Genomic DNA, 17,267 nt, shown 5'->3' on the forward strand with positions numbered 1-17,267 from the left:
TTAGTATCAGCGAGTTGGTGAAACACTCGTGATGAGCGGTTATTTTAACCAGCCGGGCAAATCTGTTGAAAGAGTCCCGCTTATCGCGGCGGCGGCACAATCATTTGTGCTACCAAAACGCATCGCGCGCCCTGAAAGGCCAGGACCATAATGCGCATACTTACCTGAGTTCGTCATGACGGCCCGAGTTTTGGGCGGAAAGATTGGCTCAGTGATTGAACACCAACATAGATCAGGAATAATCTGCACCCCTGCATCCGTTAGTATTTTCCAAGTACCATCAGCTTTCGCCAGCGCGATAACGCCGCGTCCGGCGGTCACAATCGTCGTAATGCTAATCTTTTGGCCATTAAGCGCTTTGGCAAGCATCTGACACTCCCTCAAAGACGCATGGGGGCTGCCGATCGCAATCAAATCGACAGCTTCAGGACCATCGTTGAGTTGGCGCCAAGCCTGCACGAAATCATCATGCGTGACTTTAATAATCTCGGCATCGTCTAACGCTGCTCCAGCAGCTTCAGGCGTTACATCTTCAACATGCAACATCGGTGCTGCTGATGTTGTGCCAAAGGCAGCGCATAGCGCTTTTAAATCATCGTCATGTGGTTCAAATGCCGCCAGCCCGCGCAAAAGCGGTATCCGGTCAGGTGACTTTAGACCAGCAATATAGCCGATAAGCGGCCATATCGCATCACTCGCACCTTGTGGGACTTCTATGTCCAGCACACATTTTGCTCGGCGTTCCACGTCTAAATATACACCCGATAGCGGCGCTCTTCCCGTGACAGCAATGCACAAATCCAGATAATCGGGATGTTTGGGCGTGCGCGCACCCAGCACACTATTTGCATAGATGACAGCGTTGGATTCTGCCCAAGCGATAGCCTCATCAAGCTGCGGGCGATCATTCAGCAAATATGGTGCGCAGGTAAAAGTCGGCTCGCACCCCATTCGCACATAAGCATCAGCAAGACGCGATGCAGAAGAACCAAAATCGGTTGGAACACCCTGTGTTTGCCAATTCACGCGATCTACTGAAATCGCGTTGATCGTGGTTGGCACGCGAACCTTCGCGCCCATCTCGTCCATCTTTTCAGCAAAGATCAGATTAGCTGGATGTGCATAGATACAGCCATCAATATGGCCGCGCTTTATATCTGTAAGCTGCGTTGCGCCTTGTTGGCGGGCAACGGTACAAATAATTTCCATTGATAGTGCCGCAGCAGGTCCATCACGGCCGTTAAGAATCGCCTGATCTTCATCGCTCAAAGCTAGGTGCGTTGAAGCTGCGCTTGTGATCTGCACACGCAGCTCGTCGCCGATAATCACATCTTCTTCAATTTTCAAATGTGATTGCTTCGCCAGTGTTTCAAACAAATTGTTTGAAACCTGCAAAACAGGAAACCCGCACTCAAATAGCTCTCCGGCGATCAGCGCACCGAGCGTTAAAATATCCTCGGCTTCGGAAAAAATCATTGCTGCGGGCGCTTTGCCATTAAGCGCTAAATCAAGCATCACGCCAGAACCAGAACAGGAACCTCGGCTTGTCGGCATCATCAACACTGCACCGGCAACACTCTTGCCCTGCAAAGGATGATGCGCATCAATAACGCAGGCTGATACTGGATCAACACCACCCCAAAAACTCAACCCCATGGCGCTGGCTAAAACGTTACCTTCAGCAATACCAGATACAATTCTAAGTGCGCTTGCGCCGGTCATTTAACAACAAACCCATGTGCGAAAGGATCACGATCATCAATGAAAATGGTGTTGTAACCTGTCATTCTTGCCCATCCTGCAACGGAAGGAATAATAGCAGGTTTTCCTGCGACTGTCGTTTCAGCTTCGACACGGCCTTTGAAAATCGAACCTATAATAGACTCGTGCCAAAACTCATCACCGCACTTTAATGTACCCTTGGCTGCCAATTGAGCCATGCGCGCAGAGGTACCCGTGCCGCACGGCGAACGGTCGATGGCTTTATCACCGTAAAAAACTGCATTGCGTGCATGCGCACCTTCAACGGTCGGTGCGCCAGTCCACAAGATATGAGAAAGCCCATTGATGTCTGGATGATCAGGATGAACGAATTCATATTTTTCATTCAGCGCCGCACGTAATTTCGGCGACCAGCCAATCAATTCACCTGCCGTAAAATCGGCCATATCGCGGAAGTTTTTCTGCGCCTCGACAATTGCATAGAAATTGCCGCCATAGGCCACATCCACGACGATTTCGCCAAGGCCATCAACATGGGCGCTCAAGCCTTCTTTATACAAGAAACCGGGAACATTAGTCAGGCGCACTTCTTCAACAAATCGGCCTTCTTGCCTGTATGAAATATCAACCTTGCCAGCTGGTGTGTCGATAGATAGTTGACCCGGCTCACGTGGCTGTATCAAACCGTTTTCAATCGCCATTGTCACGGTTCCAATTGTGCCGTGACCACACATCGGCAGGCACCCTGACGTTTCAATAAATAATACGCCAACATCACAATCAGAGCGCGTTGGCGGGTATAGAATAGAACCAGACATCATATCATGACCGCGCGGTTCAAACATAAGTCCGGTACGTATCCAGTCATATTCGCGAAGGAAATGGGCGCGTTTTTCCAGCATGGTCGCACCTTCAAGGCGCGGCCCGCCACCAGAGACAAGACGCACTGGATTACCGCAGGTATGTCCATCAATACATGAAAAAGTGTGTTGCATTATAGCCAACTCGCAAAACGGCTTGGGGAAAATGGTTTAATGTCGATAGCTGGTTTCGTGGCGGTAACAATATCGGCCACAAGCGCTGCTGTTGCTGTCGATTGTGTCAGCCCCAAATGGCCATGACCAAAGGCACAGATAACATTATCATTGCTAGGCAATGCGCCTATAGCAGGTAATGAATCTGGCAGTGATGGACGGAACCCCATCCACTGAATTCCGCCTTCGGTTTTCAAGCCCGGAAGAAATTCTTTTGCTTTGTTCAGCATTGCTTGCGCGCGAGCAAAGTTTGGCGGAAGATTAAGCCCGCCGAGCTCGACAGAACCGCCAACCCGCAGACCTGAGCGTAATTTGGAAATTACAAAGCCGTGGCCACCGAAGGTCAAATGCTGTTTTAGATTAAACGCATTGTTGGGCAATGTGGTGTTATATCCACGCTCAGTTTCAAGCGGAATTTTAACGCCTGCTGTCCGCGCAAGGTGGTGCGAATATGCACCCGCGGCCAGCACAACCCTGCCCTTAAAATCACCTAGGCTCGTATGAACGCCATCCGAAGTTAGCGACTTTACTTCGCCAATTAAAAGCTCTCCGCCATTGGCAACAAATTTTTCAGCCAAGGTGATGGTGTAAAGTTTAGGATCGTCAATTGTCGCATATGCTGGTGTAAAGGTAGCATGCGTAAAACGAGGCGAAAGGCCCGGTTGATAGTCAGCTATGCTATCACCCTTAAGATGCGTGAATGGAACATTCTCAGCCTCCAAACTTGCATAGCCTAGCAAGGTAGCTTGAAACTGCTTTTCGCCCTCATAGACCTGTAATTGGCCTTCATTGCGCAGCATATGTGTCAGGCCAGCACGAAGAAGAAATGGTTCAAGCGTCTTCTTCGCGTGACGCATCATCTCTGCTTGTGCATGCGTGGATTTTTTCACCTGAGCAGGACGGCTCGCGCCCAAGAAGCGTAACATCCAAGGCGCGATTTTCGGCGCATAGCTGGGCGGAATGCTGAGCGGTCCCAGTGGATCAAAAAGCCATTTAGGCGATTGCATAATCGTCTTGGGCGATGCCAAGGGCAAAATTTCGCTAAAGGCAAATGCACCAGCATTTCCTGCAGAAGCACCACCAGCTGGTCCAACCTTATCGATCACGCGCACCGACATGCCTTTGGCTTGCAATTCCAACGCGCTTGAAAGGCCGACAACGCCAGCCCCAACAACGATGACTTGAGTATTGCTCATAAGTTTAGATCTTTAACACTCTTGAACGCAAATGCGCACAGCATGTCCAGATTATTGCTTGAGCAATAATATCTAGCGGACATTTGAAAGGAATTGACGTGTTTCTTCATTTTGCGGATCCCCAAATATCTGCTCTGGCGGGCCAATTTCAGCCATCACACCTTTATGGAAAAACGCGACACGGTCCGACACATCTCTAGCAAAGCTCATCTCATGCGTTACCAAGATCATCGTCATGCCATCATCAGCAAGCATTTTTAACGTATCGAGAACTTCACCAACCAATTGCGGATCAAGCGCTGAAGTAACCTCATCGAACAACATATAGTCCGGCGACATTGCAAGCGCGCGCGCAATAGCCATACGCTGCTGCTGACCACCCGATAATCGGCTTGGGTAAACGTCGCGCTTTTCGCCTAGTCCAACATGGTTCAATTGCTTTATTGCAATTTCTTCGGCTTCGGCACGTCCCATCTTTTTCACCTTACGCGGTGCGAGGGTTACGTTTTCCAAAACAGTCAGATGTGGAAACGCATTGAACTGCTGAAACACGATGCCGATTTTACAACGTAGTTTATTGATATCTGTGCTCTTGGCGTGAACATGAGTTCCATCGACCAAGATACGACCAGTATCAATAGGCTCAAGCCCGTTGATACACGTCAGAAGGGTCGACTTACCGGAACCAGAACCACCGATGACAGTGAGCACTTCGCCTTTTTCTACCGTAAGGTCGATACCTTTAAGTACTTCCAAAGGACCAAAGGATTTGCGAACATTTTCAATTTCAATCATTAGGTGACCACCGTTTTTCCAGATACCCACCAAGTCGGGCAATTGGGAAGCTTAGTACGAAGTAAATCAAACCGCAGATCATCAAAATAAAGAGCGGTTCTTGTAGCCGAGTGATCAAGATTTGCGACGCGCGCAATAGTTCGATCATACCCAACCATAATACCAGAGAGGAATCTTTCAGCACGCCAAGCGTCAATCCAATCCATGACGGCAAGGCTATACGGGCTGCCAATGGCGCTACGATATAGCCCATATCCTGCGTCCAGTTTAGCCCAAGTGATCGGGCGGCACGGCGCGTGGTTGGCGGCACAGCATCAATGGCGCCGCGAACAATCTCAGTGCAGTAAGCAGCAGTGTAAAGCGAGAGGATCACACAGGATGTGGTGAATGGCTCCCAGCCAAATTGCACGATCGCTTGGAAAGCATTGCCGAGAACCAACTGAATCAACAGCGGAACTGAGCGGAAAATATCGAGTATAAATGTCAACGGCGCAGACCAAATAGGTCCAATCTGCACGCGAATGACACCGAATATAATGCCTAAAAGCGTGCCTACCGCGACAGAAACGCCAGTAATTGCGAGCGTCATTCCTGCGCCTTTGGCAAGGAACATAAGGTCACTCGTTGTCAATGCAGTATCAAACATAGCAACCTCCTCTAGTAACGGAACATGCGAGCAGCGAGTAGCCGTGCGCCAAGTGTTACGATTTTTGCAATGATGTAGTAGATCACCGCAGCGATGGCGAAAAATTCAAAGGTACGGAACGAGCGCGCATTGAGCGCCTGTGTTATACCGGCCAGGTCCGTGCTCATACCTACCGTCACACCAAGCGACGTCATGAGAATGGCCCAAACCATTTGGTTGGTCATCGGCAAGAAAGCGACACGGAACATTTGAGGCATGACGATCAGCCTAAAAGACTGCAACCATGTCATACCGAGCGAACGTCCTGCTCGCGACTGCGTGTCCGGTATCGCTTTGAGCGCTCCGCGGAAATTTTCAGACAAATAACCGGCATTGTTAAAGGCAATACCGGCGAGTAAAGCGGCATATGGGCTCAAGTGAATTCCGAAGCTACCTAAGCCAAAATGCGCCATATAGATTTGAAAGAGTGCGGGGGTGTTTCGTGCTATTTCGATCCATGACACTGCAAATGCGTTCAAGTATCGGTTCCCCGACAAACGGAACAGTGTAAAGAACACTGCAATTACCATTCCGATAACCATTGAAAGCACTGCAATTTCCAGTGTGACAAGGGCCCCTTCGAGCAATTGCGGTAAAGATCTTAGCGCTTGGTTCCAATGGAACGTGTAGTTAAACATCAATCCGCCACCCTGATTACAGTCTGCCGGCGCGTAAACCGCACCGGCAATTCTATGTTTTTATCTTGTTGATCAGCGATAGACGTTTGAAACTGTCAAATCGGGCAGATCACCGCCAACATATTTTTCGTACAATTCAGCATAACGTCCAGTGCGAACCTGCTGATTGACGAACAAGTTCAAGTAATTGAGGAAACCATACTCTTCGCGATTGGTGAACAAAGCAACATAATCGATATCAAATGGCGCTTTTCCAGCAACAGAAATGCCTGGGAATTTGCCTGATTTAACATTGGCTTGCGCAACAGTCGACGTCGATACAGTAGCATCAATCTGGCCTTGGCTAAGCGCAAGGAAAACATCGGCTTGAGTTTGGTAAGGCCGGTATTCGCCTTGTCCCCACTCTTTAACTTGGTTTTCAAGTGCGATACCTTCGAAAGTACCAGCAACAGCGCCCACGACTTTACCGTTCAAGTCTTCATATGACTTAATACCAGCTTCATCATTTGCAGTAACCGCCATCTCAAAAGCAAAGTAAGGGATGGACATTCCGACAGTTTTTGCACGCTCTAGTGTATCAGACGTTGACGCAACACCAACATCAACACGGCCAGACATTAGAGCAGGAATACGCTCAGGAAACGGCGTCTCAACGATTTCAGCGTCAACACCAAGTGCCTTTGCCAAGTCATTACAATAATCAACGTCAAAACCGACTGGATTGTTATCCGCATCGCGCGATCCCATTGGCGGGAAGTCAAGCACAACCGCACAACGCAGTGTACCAGATGAAATAATGTCATCGAGCTTATCGGCAGAGGCAGGTAACGTCATAAGTGCAGTGGCAGCTAAAGCCAAAACAGAAAATTTGGTTTTCATTTTTAAATTCTCCCTTGAGTGTCACGGCCTTCTGAACCGATCTCACTTGATATTTATTCCACTAGAAAAAGAGAAAATCAAATTAAAAATACAAAAAGTATACAGAAGTTGTACTCCCACCCCTTATATGCGTTCACAGCATGCTGGGATGGGAGTAAACACGAGTAATTTAGCGCAGATCTTCAGGCAACAATTCAATCGGGAAGTTCTGATAGCTGACAGGGCGCACGAAACGTCGGATAGACAATGTTCCCACCGATGTCGCACCAAAATTGGTTGAAGCAGGGTACGGCCCACCATGAACCATTGAGTCTACAACTTCTACGCCTGTTGGAAAACCATTGACCAACAAACGCCCTGCTTTGCGCTCCAGAACAGGTGCCAGCATTTTCGCTTCAGATAGATCGCCATTATCCATATGCAATGTAATGGTAAGCTGCCCCTCAAGACCCTTTGCCAATTTCAACATTTCATCCATTGAACTTGCCCGAACCACAAGGCCGAGCGGACCAAACACTTCTTCTCCCAAATCATGCGCCTTGAGAAACTCTTCTGCACTGACTTCAAATATGTTTGGAGAGGCAGATCGGCCGCTGGATTCTGTTGTATAAACGGGCTTAGCTGCATCGCTATCCATAAAGCGCTCGCAACCATCGCGATAGGCTTTTGCAATACCATCTGTCAGCATTGTTTGAGGCGCAGCCTCTTCCAATGATGCTTTTGCAGCTGAAACGAACCGGTCAGCATCTGCGCCATCTAGCACAACTGCGATACCCGGATTGGTACAGAATTGGCCTGCGCCCATGAGAAGCGATCCGGCCCATCCACGTCCCATCTCTTCAGCCCGTTCTTTAACGCTTTCAGCAAGAACAAACATCGGGTTTACGCTGCCAAGTTCGCCAAAGAAAGGGATAGGTTCAGATCTAGCAGCACAAAGATCAAACAACGCTCTTCCGCCAGCTAAACTACCGGTAAACCCGACAGCCTTAATGAGTGGATGCTGCACTAGCCCTTGCCCTACATCACGTTTGCCACCTTGAATAAGGCTAAACACACCGCGCGGCATGCCAGTCTTTTCGATTGCAGCTAAAACGGCTTCAGCAATGATTTCGCCTGTTCCCGGGTGAGCCGAATGGCCTTTAACAACCACAGGACAACCAGCCGCCAGCGCTGCTGCCGTATCACCGCCCGCTGTTGAAAATGCGAGCGGGAAATTAGATGCGCCGAACACAGCGACAGGGCCAATTGGCCGTTCAATCATACGGATTTCTGGCCGAGCAGCAGGCTTGCGCTCTGGCTGTGCTTCATCAATGCGCTTATCTAAATAATCACCCTTGCGGATATGATCAGCAAATAGGCGAAGCTGACCGGTTGTGCGGCCGCGCTCACCTTGAAGGCGTGCTTCTGGCAGGCCTGTCTCTTGGCTGCCGATTTGCGTAATGGCATCGGCGCGCGCCTCAATCTCATCAGCGATAGCATCCAAAAATGCGGCCCGTGTTTCGCGGCTAGAATAGCCATATTGCCAAAAAGCTTCTTCTGCGCCTTGTGCCGCACGGTCAACCAAATCAACAGTGCCCACACTAAAACTATGAGCAGACCCATGCGCAGGTTCAGACATAAACGTATCTGTTCCACTGACCCATTCGCCGGCGATTAAATGTTTTCCATGGGGTGTAAAAGTCATTATAATTCCTAATAAATATTTGAACTTTTGGGATAAGAAAAAGAACTTCTCTTTTTGCATACATTATGTATACAGATATCGCAACCAGACATGCGGCAAGAAGGGACCAAAAATGACGCAAGAAACAAACACGCTATCCATCGACGAATTGAGCGCGCTGGTCGTTAAGATTTTCACACAGGCAGGCATGTCAGATCAACAGGCTCAGGCCACGGCTAAAGTCATTGTTTCTGGAGAGCGCGACGGCTGTAAGTCACATGGTATTTACCGCATCGAGGGCTGCCTTCGCACAATTGCAGCTGGCAAAGTTGAACCACGTGCAGAGCCAGAACTTACAGATGACGGATCTGCCGTTTTACGTGTAGACGCCAAAGGCGCTTTTTCACCAGCAGCCTTTGCGCTCGGCGCTCCTGCTCTTGCTGAACGCGCACGCGAATTGGGTGTTGCAACACTCGTTATTAATTCATGCACTCATTTTTCAGCTCTTTGGCCAGAAATTGAAACGCTAACGGATATGGGATTGGCTGCACTTGCCATCTGCCCGAGCTACGCAAGTGTTGCGCCGCACGGCGGCAAAGAACCTTTATTGGGCACTAACCCACTGGCATTTGGCTGGCCACGCCCTGCCAAGCACCCTTATGTTTTTGATTTTGCTACATCAATTGCGGCTCGCGGCGAGATTGAATTGCACCGCCGCGCTGGAACACAAATTCCAGAAGGCTGGGCAATGGATGTTAATGGTGAGCCAACAATTGATCCAGAAGAAGCTCTTGCAGGTGCCATGTTGCCATTCGGCGCACATAAAGGGTCGGCGATATCAACGATGATAGAGCTTTTATCGGGTGTGATGATTGGCGACATGACCAGCCCTGAAGCCTTAGAAAACCTCGGCAACACAACACTTTCGCCGCATCACGGCGAACTCATCATTGCATTTAGCCCAGAAAAATTCTCCGCCGGACGGCCCGGCAATCCGTTTGATCGCGCGGAAACGCTTTTCGATGCTATTTTGGGTCAAGGCGCACGTTTGCCATCACAACGTCGCTTTGCAATGCGCGATAAAACTATGCGTGAGGGCGTAACGCTGACAAGCGACGAGATGCAATCTCTGCAATCGTTTTTATCATAAGCCCTGATACTGCCGTCGATTTCCTCATATTGACACGAAAATACTCAAGCGTAATTTAAACTTGAGTATTTTTGTCATGTATGCGACTTACGCCTAAAAACCAGACTATTATCGGCCAAGCCATCAATTGCTGGCAGGCCGATTAGCCTGCACTTATAGGATTCGACGCATGGAAAAACGACCATCAAGACGCTTGCTTACAGTCGAGCGCGCGCAATACATCACCCCCAATATGGTGCGCATCACTTTTGCCGGTGATGAACTTGCCGGCATACCGACTGATCGCGCGGGTGGAAATTGCAAAATTTTACTGCCCGCCGAAGGTCAATCACGCCAAGATTTTGCTGAGCAATTGGAAAATGGTCCCAAGCCGGTAACGCGCACCTATACGGTACGCTCATTTCGCGAAGACCCTCTGGAAATGGATGTCGACTTTGTCGCCCATGGTGACACGGGACCTGCTGCACGCTGGGCAACCCGCGCAAAGCCTGGCGACTTTTGTGGTTTTGCTGGCCCAAGCATGCCGAAACTCACCGAATTTTATGTCGATTATTATTTGATTGCCGCTGATATGACGGCGCTGCCTGTTGCCTGCGCCGCACTTGAAGCAATGCCTGAAGATGCGAAAGGTGTTGCGGTTTTCGAAATCCTATCTGAAGCCGATAAACAAACGATACAAGCACCAGAGGGCATTGAAATTCATTGGCTCATTTCGCCTGATCCACACCAAGCTTCACCACTTCAAGAGAATTTCATTCGTGGCTTGGATTTACCATTAGGCACTATTCAAACGTGCATTGCTGGTGAGAGCTCCGTGATCCGCGCGCTCCGCGTTTACCTCGTCAACGAGAAACAAGTACCGAAGGAAAACGCCTATATATCTGGCTATTGGAAAATCGGTCTGATCGAGGATGAGCATCAAATTGAAAAACGCAACGAATGAACGTGCTTTTCAAGCTCTTCGAAACGTTCAAAACTTCGCGGCCAACTCTGATTTAGATCAGATGTTGGCTCAGTGGAATTGACTAATAATTACCGTAAGCCGCGCGCGTAACTTGCTCACTTAATCTTATGCTTATAACAATGGGTTCTAATTTCGCGACACATTTTGCTTGCGCTCAAATTGATCAACCTGTCCGTTGAAAGCAGACGATGGAAATAACAATTATTCTTATTGCTGCTTTTCTCGCAGGAATTTTAAACACGATTGCTGGCGGCGGTACATTCTTGACCTTTCCCGCATTGGTATTCATTGGCGTTCCGCCTGTAATGGCGAATGCAACTAGCGCTGTCGCCGTTTTTCCAGGCTATTTAGGCGGCGCGTTAGGGTTTCGTGATGAACTGGGTAAGTTCGATCGCAAACAAATAATCAGACTGATTATTATAACGCTGGTCGGCGGTTTAATTGGTTCACTATTATTACTGTTCTCATCCAATAAAGCTTTCTCGCTCATCGTGCCGTTCTTGTTGTTCGGGGCAACGCTGGCTTTTTTGTATGGCGAAAAAATCCGCAATTGGGCAGCAAAGAAAGACAAGGCAGTCACGCCGTTCGGCGCAGTCGGGCTGTTACTCGCCAGTATCTATGGTGGCTATTTTAATGGCGGACTTGGCATTGTTCTGCTGGCGCTTTTCGCCCTCTGGGGGATGACGAACATTCATGAAATGAACGGCTTGAAAAGCGGGCTGTCATTCGTTTTATCCGCAATATCTGTTGTCGTTTTTGCAATAGGCGGTTTGATTGAATGGCACTATGCACTGGCGATGATGCTGGCCTCAACATTAGGCGGCTATGCTGGCGCGCCAATTGCACGTGCATTGCCAAAGAAAATCGTCCGTATGATTATTGCTCTCGTTGGCTTTACAATGAGCGCCATATTCTTTTATCGGCTGTTTTGATTATCAAGCTTTCAATTAAAAGGCATGGCTCGCGACAAAAGCAAATAAGAAGCCAGCCGCAGCGATTGGTCCTGACAGTGCATGAATGTCGTCAAAGGCCTCTGGTATCATCGTGTCAATCAGCATCACGAATATTGCTCCAGCCGCGCAGGCAATCGCAGCACCAATGTAAAACGGACCGAGTTGACCAATAATCAGATAGCCAAGCAAAGCTGAAACTGAGCATGTCACGGCAATGCTTCCCCAAATGGAAAACACATATGAAGCGGATTTTCCTGCGGCCTTCATGCCGACTGAACTTGAAAGACCTTCGGGCACGTTGGAGATAAAAATCGCTAGCAGCGTTACAAAAGCTACGCCTTCACCATCAAGAAGCGAAATGCCGATAGCTGCCGATTCCGGAATACCATCCAGAAGCGAACCAATCGCGATAGCAATGGATGCAGCCGCGCCAGCAGTAACAGCACTGGATTGTTTGCGCCCAGCTGCGCCAGACCGAGACAAAAAAGCATTGGCCAAACCATAAAGTGTCGCACCAAAAACAAACCCAACAGTCGCGGCTATGCTTCCTGCGGTTTTAAAGGCCTCGTCCATTAAATTAAAAGCAAGAGCAGAAATCAGGACGCCAATCCCGAATGCCATGATTGATGAGCTAACCATTTTGGATAGGTTTAGAAAGTAGCCCATAGCCGCACCAAGAAGCAGCGCTCCGCCAGCGACAAAGCCCCAAAGTGCTGCTTGGACTGGAAGTGATAAATATTCCATCTGTTACCCTTGGCTCTAACCAATTCAACTGTGTGGCTAAACTGCCTTCACTGCAAGTTCAGCCATTTGCATAATGGCTTCGCGTGAGTCTGCAACCGCTATAAAACGCGCATTATGACAAAACTTAGCGCCTTTAACACCGCTCGCCTCTTCCAATGCTTTATCTGTCAGCCCTGCCCAAGCGGCTGGCAAATCAGCGCGCTGTTCAAATGTGTCATTGGACAGCTTGATGCCATTAAGCGTCCAATCACCTCCGCGCGGATTGACCACAAACAAGATGTGGTCAGCTTCCATTTTATCTAATGCAGAACGATAAGGCATGCCCATAGGCAGTTCGAGAATTGGAGAAGCACCTGCTTTGGCGATAGCGTCAAGAGCAAGACTTTGCGAACGCGCTTTAGCCGCTCTATTACGAACAGCCGCTTCCACGAAGCTACGCGCAATGGTTAGACTTTCAAAAAACGCATCATCATTTGCCGTTGGCGACATATCGTCAAACACCGGCTTCATGCTCTCCAACAATGCAGGCAATGTTAAACCTGAGAGCGGCCCCGCGACAGATGGTTCTATTGCGCCATTGTCCAAAAGATCTATCGGCAGCACAAATTTTATATCAATAGCTACGTGGATTGTTTCGATATCGTCTGCTGGCACATTCAGGGCAGCAAGATATTCCCGCCCATAATGATGCCAGATTAAACCAAAAGAACTAAACGGCTGCCCGTCTTCACGTAAAGGGCTTGGCCGTTGATGGTGATCAAATATCTGCGCTTCAGCATCATAGTGGCCGCCTACATCATAAATAATTTTACTCGGTGCAGGTGTTAGCAGCTCACGATCACGACTACGCAACAATTCAGCCTTCGGATAAAGCCGCGTGAGCACAACAGAGGACAACAACTCATCGGCATGGAAACCGCCAGAATGCGTTACAAGATGGGTAATTGTCATGGGAGGCTCCAAGTATCGTACACGTCATAATGCGCAGTTGTACGGTTATTCAAAAATGTTTCAAACGCGTATTCACAGCAAATGACACTTAGATCAACATTTTTTAAGTAAAACAAATACTCATCCGGCCTTACCGTCAACAAAGGTAAACCTTAAACAAACAAAACAATTAAACTTAAGTATAGATTCTCTACTCTAAGTAATTACAGGAAAATATAAGTATAATCATGAATTTTAATTGATTTCTCTCGCTGCAAACCAAGCAAAAAGGCTTTCTAAAACTATGTTAATTGGCTCTTCTTTCAAAAAAAGCGGCGATGCCATCGCGTGCTTCTTCGCTTTCCCAGCGGTCCGCTAGAGCCTCAATTGTTTCTTCTATAGTCTCTTGCGTGATGCTGCCGGATAGTTTTTGGCAAAGAGCTTTTGCACTGGCAACAGCGCCAGATTTGGTTTGCAAGATTGCCGATAATTCGGCTTCTATATCATCATCCAAATTGTTTGAAATTTTCGACGCTAGGCCCGAACGCAAAGCAAAATCCGTATCAAAACTTTTGGCTGTAAAAAACACTTGCCGTGCAAATGCAGAGCCCATTCGATCAACAACAAACGGCCCAATGGTGGCAGGTATCAATCCCAACTTAGTTTCCGTTAGACCAAATTTTGCCCCTTCAGCGACGATGGTAATATCGCACACGGCCATCAAGCCAACGCCGCCGCCAAAAGCGTTGCTGTGTACTTTAGCAATCAATGGTTTTGGCAATATGTTTAGAGCAAACAACATGTCGGCCAGTTTGCGTGCACCAGCAATTTTTCCCGCACGATCTTTTTTAGCTTGATCTTGCATCCAGCCCAAATCGCCGCCTGCACAAAATGTCTTTCCATTGGCAGATAAGATAACAGCCCGCACGCGCTCATCATCACCTAGAAGTTTGGCAGCATCATGCAGCTCGTCAATCATCTGCGCATCCATCGCATTATGCTTTTCGGGTCTATTGAGGACCAGATGCGCGATACCACGTGGATCTAATGTCAACGCCAAGGTTTCATAAGTCGCTAGAGTGCTATCGGTCATGGTTTTCTCCAAGCATAGATATAAGCGCTTCAGCTTTCGCCAAAACATCAAAATTCAAGCCAGTGTGATAGTGTTCTCGCTCAAGCATATGGGCAAGCTTCACGGTCGATACGTTGCCCTTTGCGCCTGGCGCATAAGGACATCCGCCAAGGCCGCCAATGGCACTGTCGAAATTGCGCAAACCTTCATTTAGACTTGCCTTTACATTATCGAGCGCATTGCCATTTGTATCATGATAATGACCTGCCAGTTTATCAACAGGCACATGTTGTTTTACCGCGTTCAGCATAGCGATAATTTTTTCCGGTGTGCCTGCGCCAATGGTATCGCCAAGCGAGATTTCATAGCAACCAAGCTCAAACAGCTTTGCGGCAATTTGTGCCACCGCTTCCGGCGCAATATCGCCTTCATAGGGACAGCCGACAACGCATGACACATAGCCTCTGACGGGAACACCATCTGCGCGAGCGCGTTCTACGATAGGGATAAAACGCTCAATACTTTCAGCGATTGTGCAATTGATATTCTTCTGACTAAAAGTCTCGGATGCCGCACCAAAGATCGCAACCTCATCCGCCTTGGCAGCAAGTGCTTTTTCATAACCGATAATATTCGGTGTTAGTGCAGCATAGGATACGCCTTGCGCCCGATTGATGCCGTTCAAGACTTCGGTTGCATCTGCCATTTGCGGCACCCATTTGGCAGGCACAAATGACGTTGCTTCGATATGGGAAAAACCAGCTTGGGACAGAAGATCAATAAGAGCGATCTTGGTTTGCGTAGGAACGATTGCTTTTTCGTTCTGCAAGCCATCGCGCGGACCGACTTCATAGATGCGAACATTCTCCATCATTCATCCTCTTCAAGCTGAAGAAGAATAGAGCCGCTTTCAACTGCCTGACCGACCTTGCATGAGATAGCAGCGACAATGCCGTCGCGTGGTGCTTCCAACGCCATTTCCATTTTCATTGCCTCAATGACAATGACGCGCTGCCCTGCCTCCACTTTGGATTTTTCAGCAACATTCACAAGACGAACCACACCTGTCATCGGTGCAATGACTGCCGAAGCGCTGAGCTTATCATCGCTGCGCCCAGACAAAGGATCAGGACGCGTAAACTCAAATGTGTGTCCATTAAAATGAACAGATACGACTGTTTCATTGCCCCGCATAAATGTGGCAACACGGGCAGAACGCCGCTGACTATCCATCATAAAAGAACAACTATCTTGCGTGCGCACAACATTGTCTAACGCTGCACATAAAGTACCATCAGGCATTGTTAAACGAGCGGCACCTGCTCCAGATAATATGATTTTACGCTCAAGCAGTTCATCAGCAAAACGCAAACAAACCGTATGGGATGCCTCACCCCATAAACGCCAACCATCGGTTTGCGGGTTGATGTTTAAAGCAGCAAGCGTTGCAATGGCAGTAACTTCATCGCTTAATGCCGCTGGCAAAGTCAGATGATCGATCTCATCAGCGATTAGGCCTGTATTGACCTCGCCCTTTTTGAAGCCCTCATGTGCGGCCAATGCCTGCAAAAAGGAAAGGTTGGTCACCGTTCCGGCCACATGCGTGTCACCAAGCGCTGCACTTAGTCGCAACAATGCTTCGGCGCGATTAGCACCATGCGTGATAACTTTCGCGACCATCGGGTCATAATAAGGCGTAATATCATCACCAGCGCGCACGCCGCTATCGTTACGGGCAATATCCGAGAATGCCAAATGCGCGATATGACCGGTTGCAGGCAAAAACCCTGCCGGTACATCTTCAGCATAAAGCCGCGCTTCGAAGGCATGACCGTTGATCGACAGATCAGCTTGACTAAATGGCAATGGTTCGCCTGCCGCAACCCGCAATTGAGCCGCAACAAGGTCTTTGCCTGTAATGGCTTCGGTTACCGGATGTTCAACTTGCAGACGCGTGTTCATTTCCATGAACCAGAACCCGTCTGTGCGCAGCGCGCCAGACCCATCCACGATAAATTCAATCGTACCTGCGCCCACATAGTCGATTGCTTGCGCCGCTTTAACCGCAGCATCTGTCATCGCGGCACGCACATCGTCGGTCATGCCTGGCGCTGGTGCTTCTTCAATGACTTTTTGGTGCCTGCGCTGTAATGAACAATCACGCTCATATAAATGAACCACATTGCCGTGGCTGTCGCCAAATACCTGTACTTCGATATGACGCGGTGATGTAATATAACGTTCAATCAGAACCGCAGCATCGCCAAAGGCGCTTTTTCCTTCACGGGCAGCACTTTCCAGAGCAGATGCAAAATCTTCCGGTTTTTCAACCAGCCGCATGCCCTTGCCGCCGCCGCCAGCACGCGCTTTGATTAAAACCGGATAACCGATCTCATCGGCTTGAGTTTTAAGAAACGCTGCATCCTGATTTTCACCGTGATAGCCCGGCACAACCGGAACACCTGCCTTGACCATCAGCGCTTTGGCCGCATCTTTTAGCCCCATTGCGCGAATGGCTTTGGCACTTGGGCCGATGAATGTCAGTCCGGCAGCTTCCACCGCCTCCACAAAATCAGGGTTCTCGGACAAGAAGCCATAACCTGGATGGATAGCCTGCGCACCTGTTTGCAAGGCAGCAGCAATAATGATGTCGCCCTTCAGATAGCTTTCACCAACGGGGGCAGGACCAATGCGCACCGCCTCATCTGCCATGGCAACATGGCGGGACGATGCATCGGCATCTGAATAAACAGCGACCGTTTTAATGCCCATCTGCGTTGCTGTTTGCATAACACGGCAAGCGATTTCGCCACGATTGGCAATAAGGATTTTTGAGAACATG

General features: G+C 48.9%; 16 protein-coding genes. 3 read left to right on the plus strand and 13 right to left on the minus strand.

Features of this window, described 5'->3' with window-relative positions; translation table 11 throughout:
* Positions 1 to 39 precede the first annotated feature (39 nt).
* The 8 genes from lhpI to C504_RS0106415 form a co-directional block, all read right to left on the minus strand.
* Positions 40 to 1,722 carry a cis-3-hydroxy-L-proline dehydratase gene (lhpI, locus tag C504_RS0106380; protein ID WP_018688486.1) on the minus strand — a complete coding sequence of 561 codons (1,683 nt, stop codon included), beginning with the start codon at positions 1,720 to 1,722 and terminating at the stop codon, positions 40 to 42.
* Positions 1,719 to 2,720: a 4-hydroxyproline epimerase gene (locus C504_RS0106385; protein ID WP_026317274.1), complete on the minus strand. Its 1,002-nt coding sequence runs from the start codon at positions 2,718 to 2,720 to the stop codon at positions 1,719 to 1,721. Before C504_RS0106385 ends, lhpI begins: the two co-directional genes overlap by 4 nt.
* Positions 2,717 to 3,952, minus strand: a complete 1,236-nt coding sequence (locus C504_RS0106390; RefSeq protein WP_018688488.1) for an NAD(P)/FAD-dependent oxidoreductase — start codon at positions 3,950 to 3,952, stop codon at positions 2,717 to 2,719. The genes C504_RS0106385 and C504_RS0106390 overlap by 4 nt, the downstream gene beginning before the upstream one ends.
* Before the next feature lie 72 nt (positions 3,953 to 4,024).
* Positions 4,025 to 4,747 carry an amino acid ABC transporter ATP-binding protein gene (locus tag C504_RS0106395; protein ID WP_018688489.1) on the minus strand — a complete coding sequence of 241 codons (723 nt, stop codon included), beginning with the start codon at positions 4,745 to 4,747 and terminating at the stop codon, positions 4,025 to 4,027.
* Positions 4,740 to 5,393, minus strand: a complete 654-nt coding sequence (locus tag C504_RS0106400; RefSeq protein WP_018688490.1) for an amino acid ABC transporter permease — start codon at positions 5,391 to 5,393, stop codon at positions 4,740 to 4,742. The genes C504_RS0106395 and C504_RS0106400 overlap by 8 nt, the downstream gene beginning before the upstream one ends.
* An 11-nt stretch (positions 5,394 to 5,404) precedes the next feature.
* The gene (locus C504_RS0106405) at positions 5,405 to 6,070 is read right to left on the minus strand and encodes an amino acid ABC transporter permease (RefSeq protein WP_018688491.1); all 666 of its coding nucleotides are present in this window, start codon (positions 6,068 to 6,070) and stop codon (positions 5,405 to 5,407) included.
* A gap of 72 nt (positions 6,071 to 6,142) precedes the next feature.
* Complete coding sequence (locus C504_RS0106410) at positions 6,143 to 6,949, minus strand: ABC transporter substrate-binding protein (protein WP_018688492.1); 807 nt, start codon at positions 6,947 to 6,949, stop codon at positions 6,143 to 6,145.
* Between the two features lie 169 nt (positions 6,950 to 7,118).
* Positions 7,119 to 8,633: an aldehyde dehydrogenase (NADP(+)) gene (locus tag C504_RS0106415; protein WP_026317275.1), complete on the minus strand. Its 1,515-nt coding sequence runs from the start codon at positions 8,631 to 8,633 to the stop codon at positions 7,119 to 7,121.
* Between the two features lie 112 nt (positions 8,634 to 8,745).
* On the opposite strand from C504_RS0106415, the gene C504_RS0106420 reads away from it, so the two are divergent.
* The 3 genes from C504_RS0106420 (at position 8,746) to C504_RS0106430 (ending at position 11,658) form a co-directional block, all read left to right on the plus strand.
* The gene (locus tag C504_RS0106420) at positions 8,746 to 9,762 is read left to right on the plus strand and encodes an Ldh family oxidoreductase (protein WP_018688494.1); all 1,017 of its coding nucleotides are present in this window, start codon (positions 8,746 to 8,748) and stop codon (positions 9,760 to 9,762) included.
* 169 nt (positions 9,763 to 9,931) lie between these two features.
* Positions 9,932 to 10,705, plus strand: coding sequence for a siderophore-interacting protein (locus tag C504_RS0106425; RefSeq protein ID WP_018688495.1), 774 nt, complete (start codon positions 9,932 to 9,934; stop codon positions 10,703 to 10,705).
* Between the two features lie 209 nt (positions 10,706 to 10,914).
* Positions 10,915 to 11,658, plus strand: coding sequence for a sulfite exporter TauE/SafE family protein (locus tag C504_RS0106430; protein WP_018688496.1), 744 nt, complete (start codon positions 10,915 to 10,917; stop codon positions 11,656 to 11,658).
* A 15-nt stretch (positions 11,659 to 11,673) separates the two neighbouring features.
* Here the strand turns inward: C504_RS0106430 and C504_RS0106435 are convergent, their stop codons facing one another.
* The 5 genes from C504_RS0106435 to C504_RS0106455 form a co-directional block, all read right to left on the minus strand.
* Positions 11,674 to 12,423 carry a ZIP family metal transporter gene (locus tag C504_RS0106435; RefSeq protein WP_018688497.1) on the minus strand — a complete coding sequence of 250 codons (750 nt, stop codon included), beginning with the start codon at positions 12,421 to 12,423 and terminating at the stop codon, positions 11,674 to 11,676.
* Between the two features lie 36 nt (positions 12,424 to 12,459).
* Positions 12,460 to 13,374 (minus strand): MYG1 family protein, encoded by a 915-nt coding sequence (locus C504_RS0106440; protein ID WP_018688498.1) that lies wholly within the window; start codon positions 13,372 to 13,374, stop codon positions 12,460 to 12,462.
* Between the two features lie 286 nt (positions 13,375 to 13,660).
* Positions 13,661 to 14,446, minus strand: a complete 786-nt coding sequence (locus tag C504_RS0106445) for a crotonase/enoyl-CoA hydratase family protein (RefSeq protein WP_018688499.1) — start codon at positions 14,444 to 14,446, stop codon at positions 13,661 to 13,663.
* Positions 14,436 to 15,299 carry a hydroxymethylglutaryl-CoA lyase gene (locus tag C504_RS0106450; protein WP_018688500.1) on the minus strand — a complete coding sequence of 288 codons (864 nt, stop codon included), beginning with the start codon at positions 15,297 to 15,299 and terminating at the stop codon, positions 14,436 to 14,438. The genes C504_RS0106445 and C504_RS0106450 overlap by 11 nt, the downstream gene beginning before the upstream one ends.
* Complete coding sequence (locus C504_RS0106455; protein WP_018688501.1) at positions 15,296 to 17,266, minus strand: acetyl/propionyl/methylcrotonyl-CoA carboxylase subunit alpha; 1,971 nt, start codon at positions 17,264 to 17,266, stop codon at positions 15,296 to 15,298. The genes C504_RS0106450 and C504_RS0106455 overlap by 4 nt, the downstream gene beginning before the upstream one ends.
* Position 17,267 lies beyond the last annotated feature (1 nt).

Source organism: Ahrensia kielensis DSM 5890 (genome assembly GCF_000374465.1).
GTDB lineage: Bacteria > Pseudomonadota > Alphaproteobacteria > Rhizobiales > Rhizobiaceae > Ahrensia > Ahrensia kielensis.

What these genes read in the sequence shown, in the direction of transcription:
- lhpI (WP_018688486.1), bottom strand. Translation starts at nt 1,722, where the DNA reads ATGACCGGCGCAAGCGCACTTAGAATTGTATCTGGTATTGCTGAAGGT.
- C504_RS0106390 (WP_018688488.1), bottom strand. Translation starts at nt 3,952, where the DNA reads ATGAGCAATACTCAAGTCATCGTTGTTGGGGCTGGCGTTGTCGGCCTT.
- C504_RS0106395 (WP_018688489.1), bottom strand. Translation starts at nt 4,747, where the DNA reads ATGATTGAAATTGAAAATGTTCGCAAATCCTTTGGTCCTTTGGAAGTA.
- C504_RS0106400 (WP_018688490.1), bottom strand. Translation starts at nt 5,393, where the DNA reads ATGTTTGATACTGCATTGACAACGAGTGACCTTATGTTCCTTGCCAAA.
- C504_RS0106405 (WP_018688491.1), bottom strand. Translation starts at nt 6,070, where the DNA reads ATGTTTAACTACACGTTCCATTGGAACCAAGCGCTAAGATCTTTACCG.
- C504_RS0106410 (WP_018688492.1), bottom strand. Translation starts at nt 6,949, where the DNA reads ATGAAAACCAAATTTTCTGTTTTGGCTTTAGCTGCCACTGCACTTATG.
- C504_RS0106415 (WP_026317275.1), bottom strand. Translation starts at nt 8,633, where the DNA reads ATGACTTTTACACCCCATGGAAAACATTTAATCGCCGGCGAATGGGTC.
- C504_RS0106420 (WP_018688494.1), top strand. Translation starts at nt 8,746, where the DNA reads ATGACGCAAGAAACAAACACGCTATCCATCGACGAATTGAGCGCGCTG.
- C504_RS0106425 (WP_018688495.1), top strand. Translation starts at nt 9,932, where the DNA reads ATGGAAAAACGACCATCAAGACGCTTGCTTACAGTCGAGCGCGCGCAA.
- C504_RS0106430 (WP_018688496.1), top strand. Translation starts at nt 10,915, where the DNA reads ATGGAAATAACAATTATTCTTATTGCTGCTTTTCTCGCAGGAATTTTA.
- C504_RS0106435 (WP_018688497.1), bottom strand. Translation starts at nt 12,423, where the DNA reads ATGGAATATTTATCACTTCCAGTCCAAGCAGCACTTTGGGGCTTTGTC.
- C504_RS0106440 (WP_018688498.1), bottom strand. Translation starts at nt 13,374, where the DNA reads ATGACAATTACCCATCTTGTAACGCATTCTGGCGGTTTCCATGCCGAT.
- C504_RS0106445 (WP_018688499.1), bottom strand. Translation starts at nt 14,446, where the DNA reads ATGACCGATAGCACTCTAGCGACTTATGAAACCTTGGCGTTGACATTA.
- C504_RS0106450 (WP_018688500.1), bottom strand. Translation starts at nt 15,299, where the DNA reads ATGATGGAGAATGTTCGCATCTATGAAGTCGGTCCGCGCGATGGCTTG.
- C504_RS0106455 (WP_018688501.1), bottom strand. Translation starts at nt 17,266, where the DNA reads ATGTTCTCAAAAATCCTTATTGCCAATCGTGGCGAAATCGCTTGCCGT.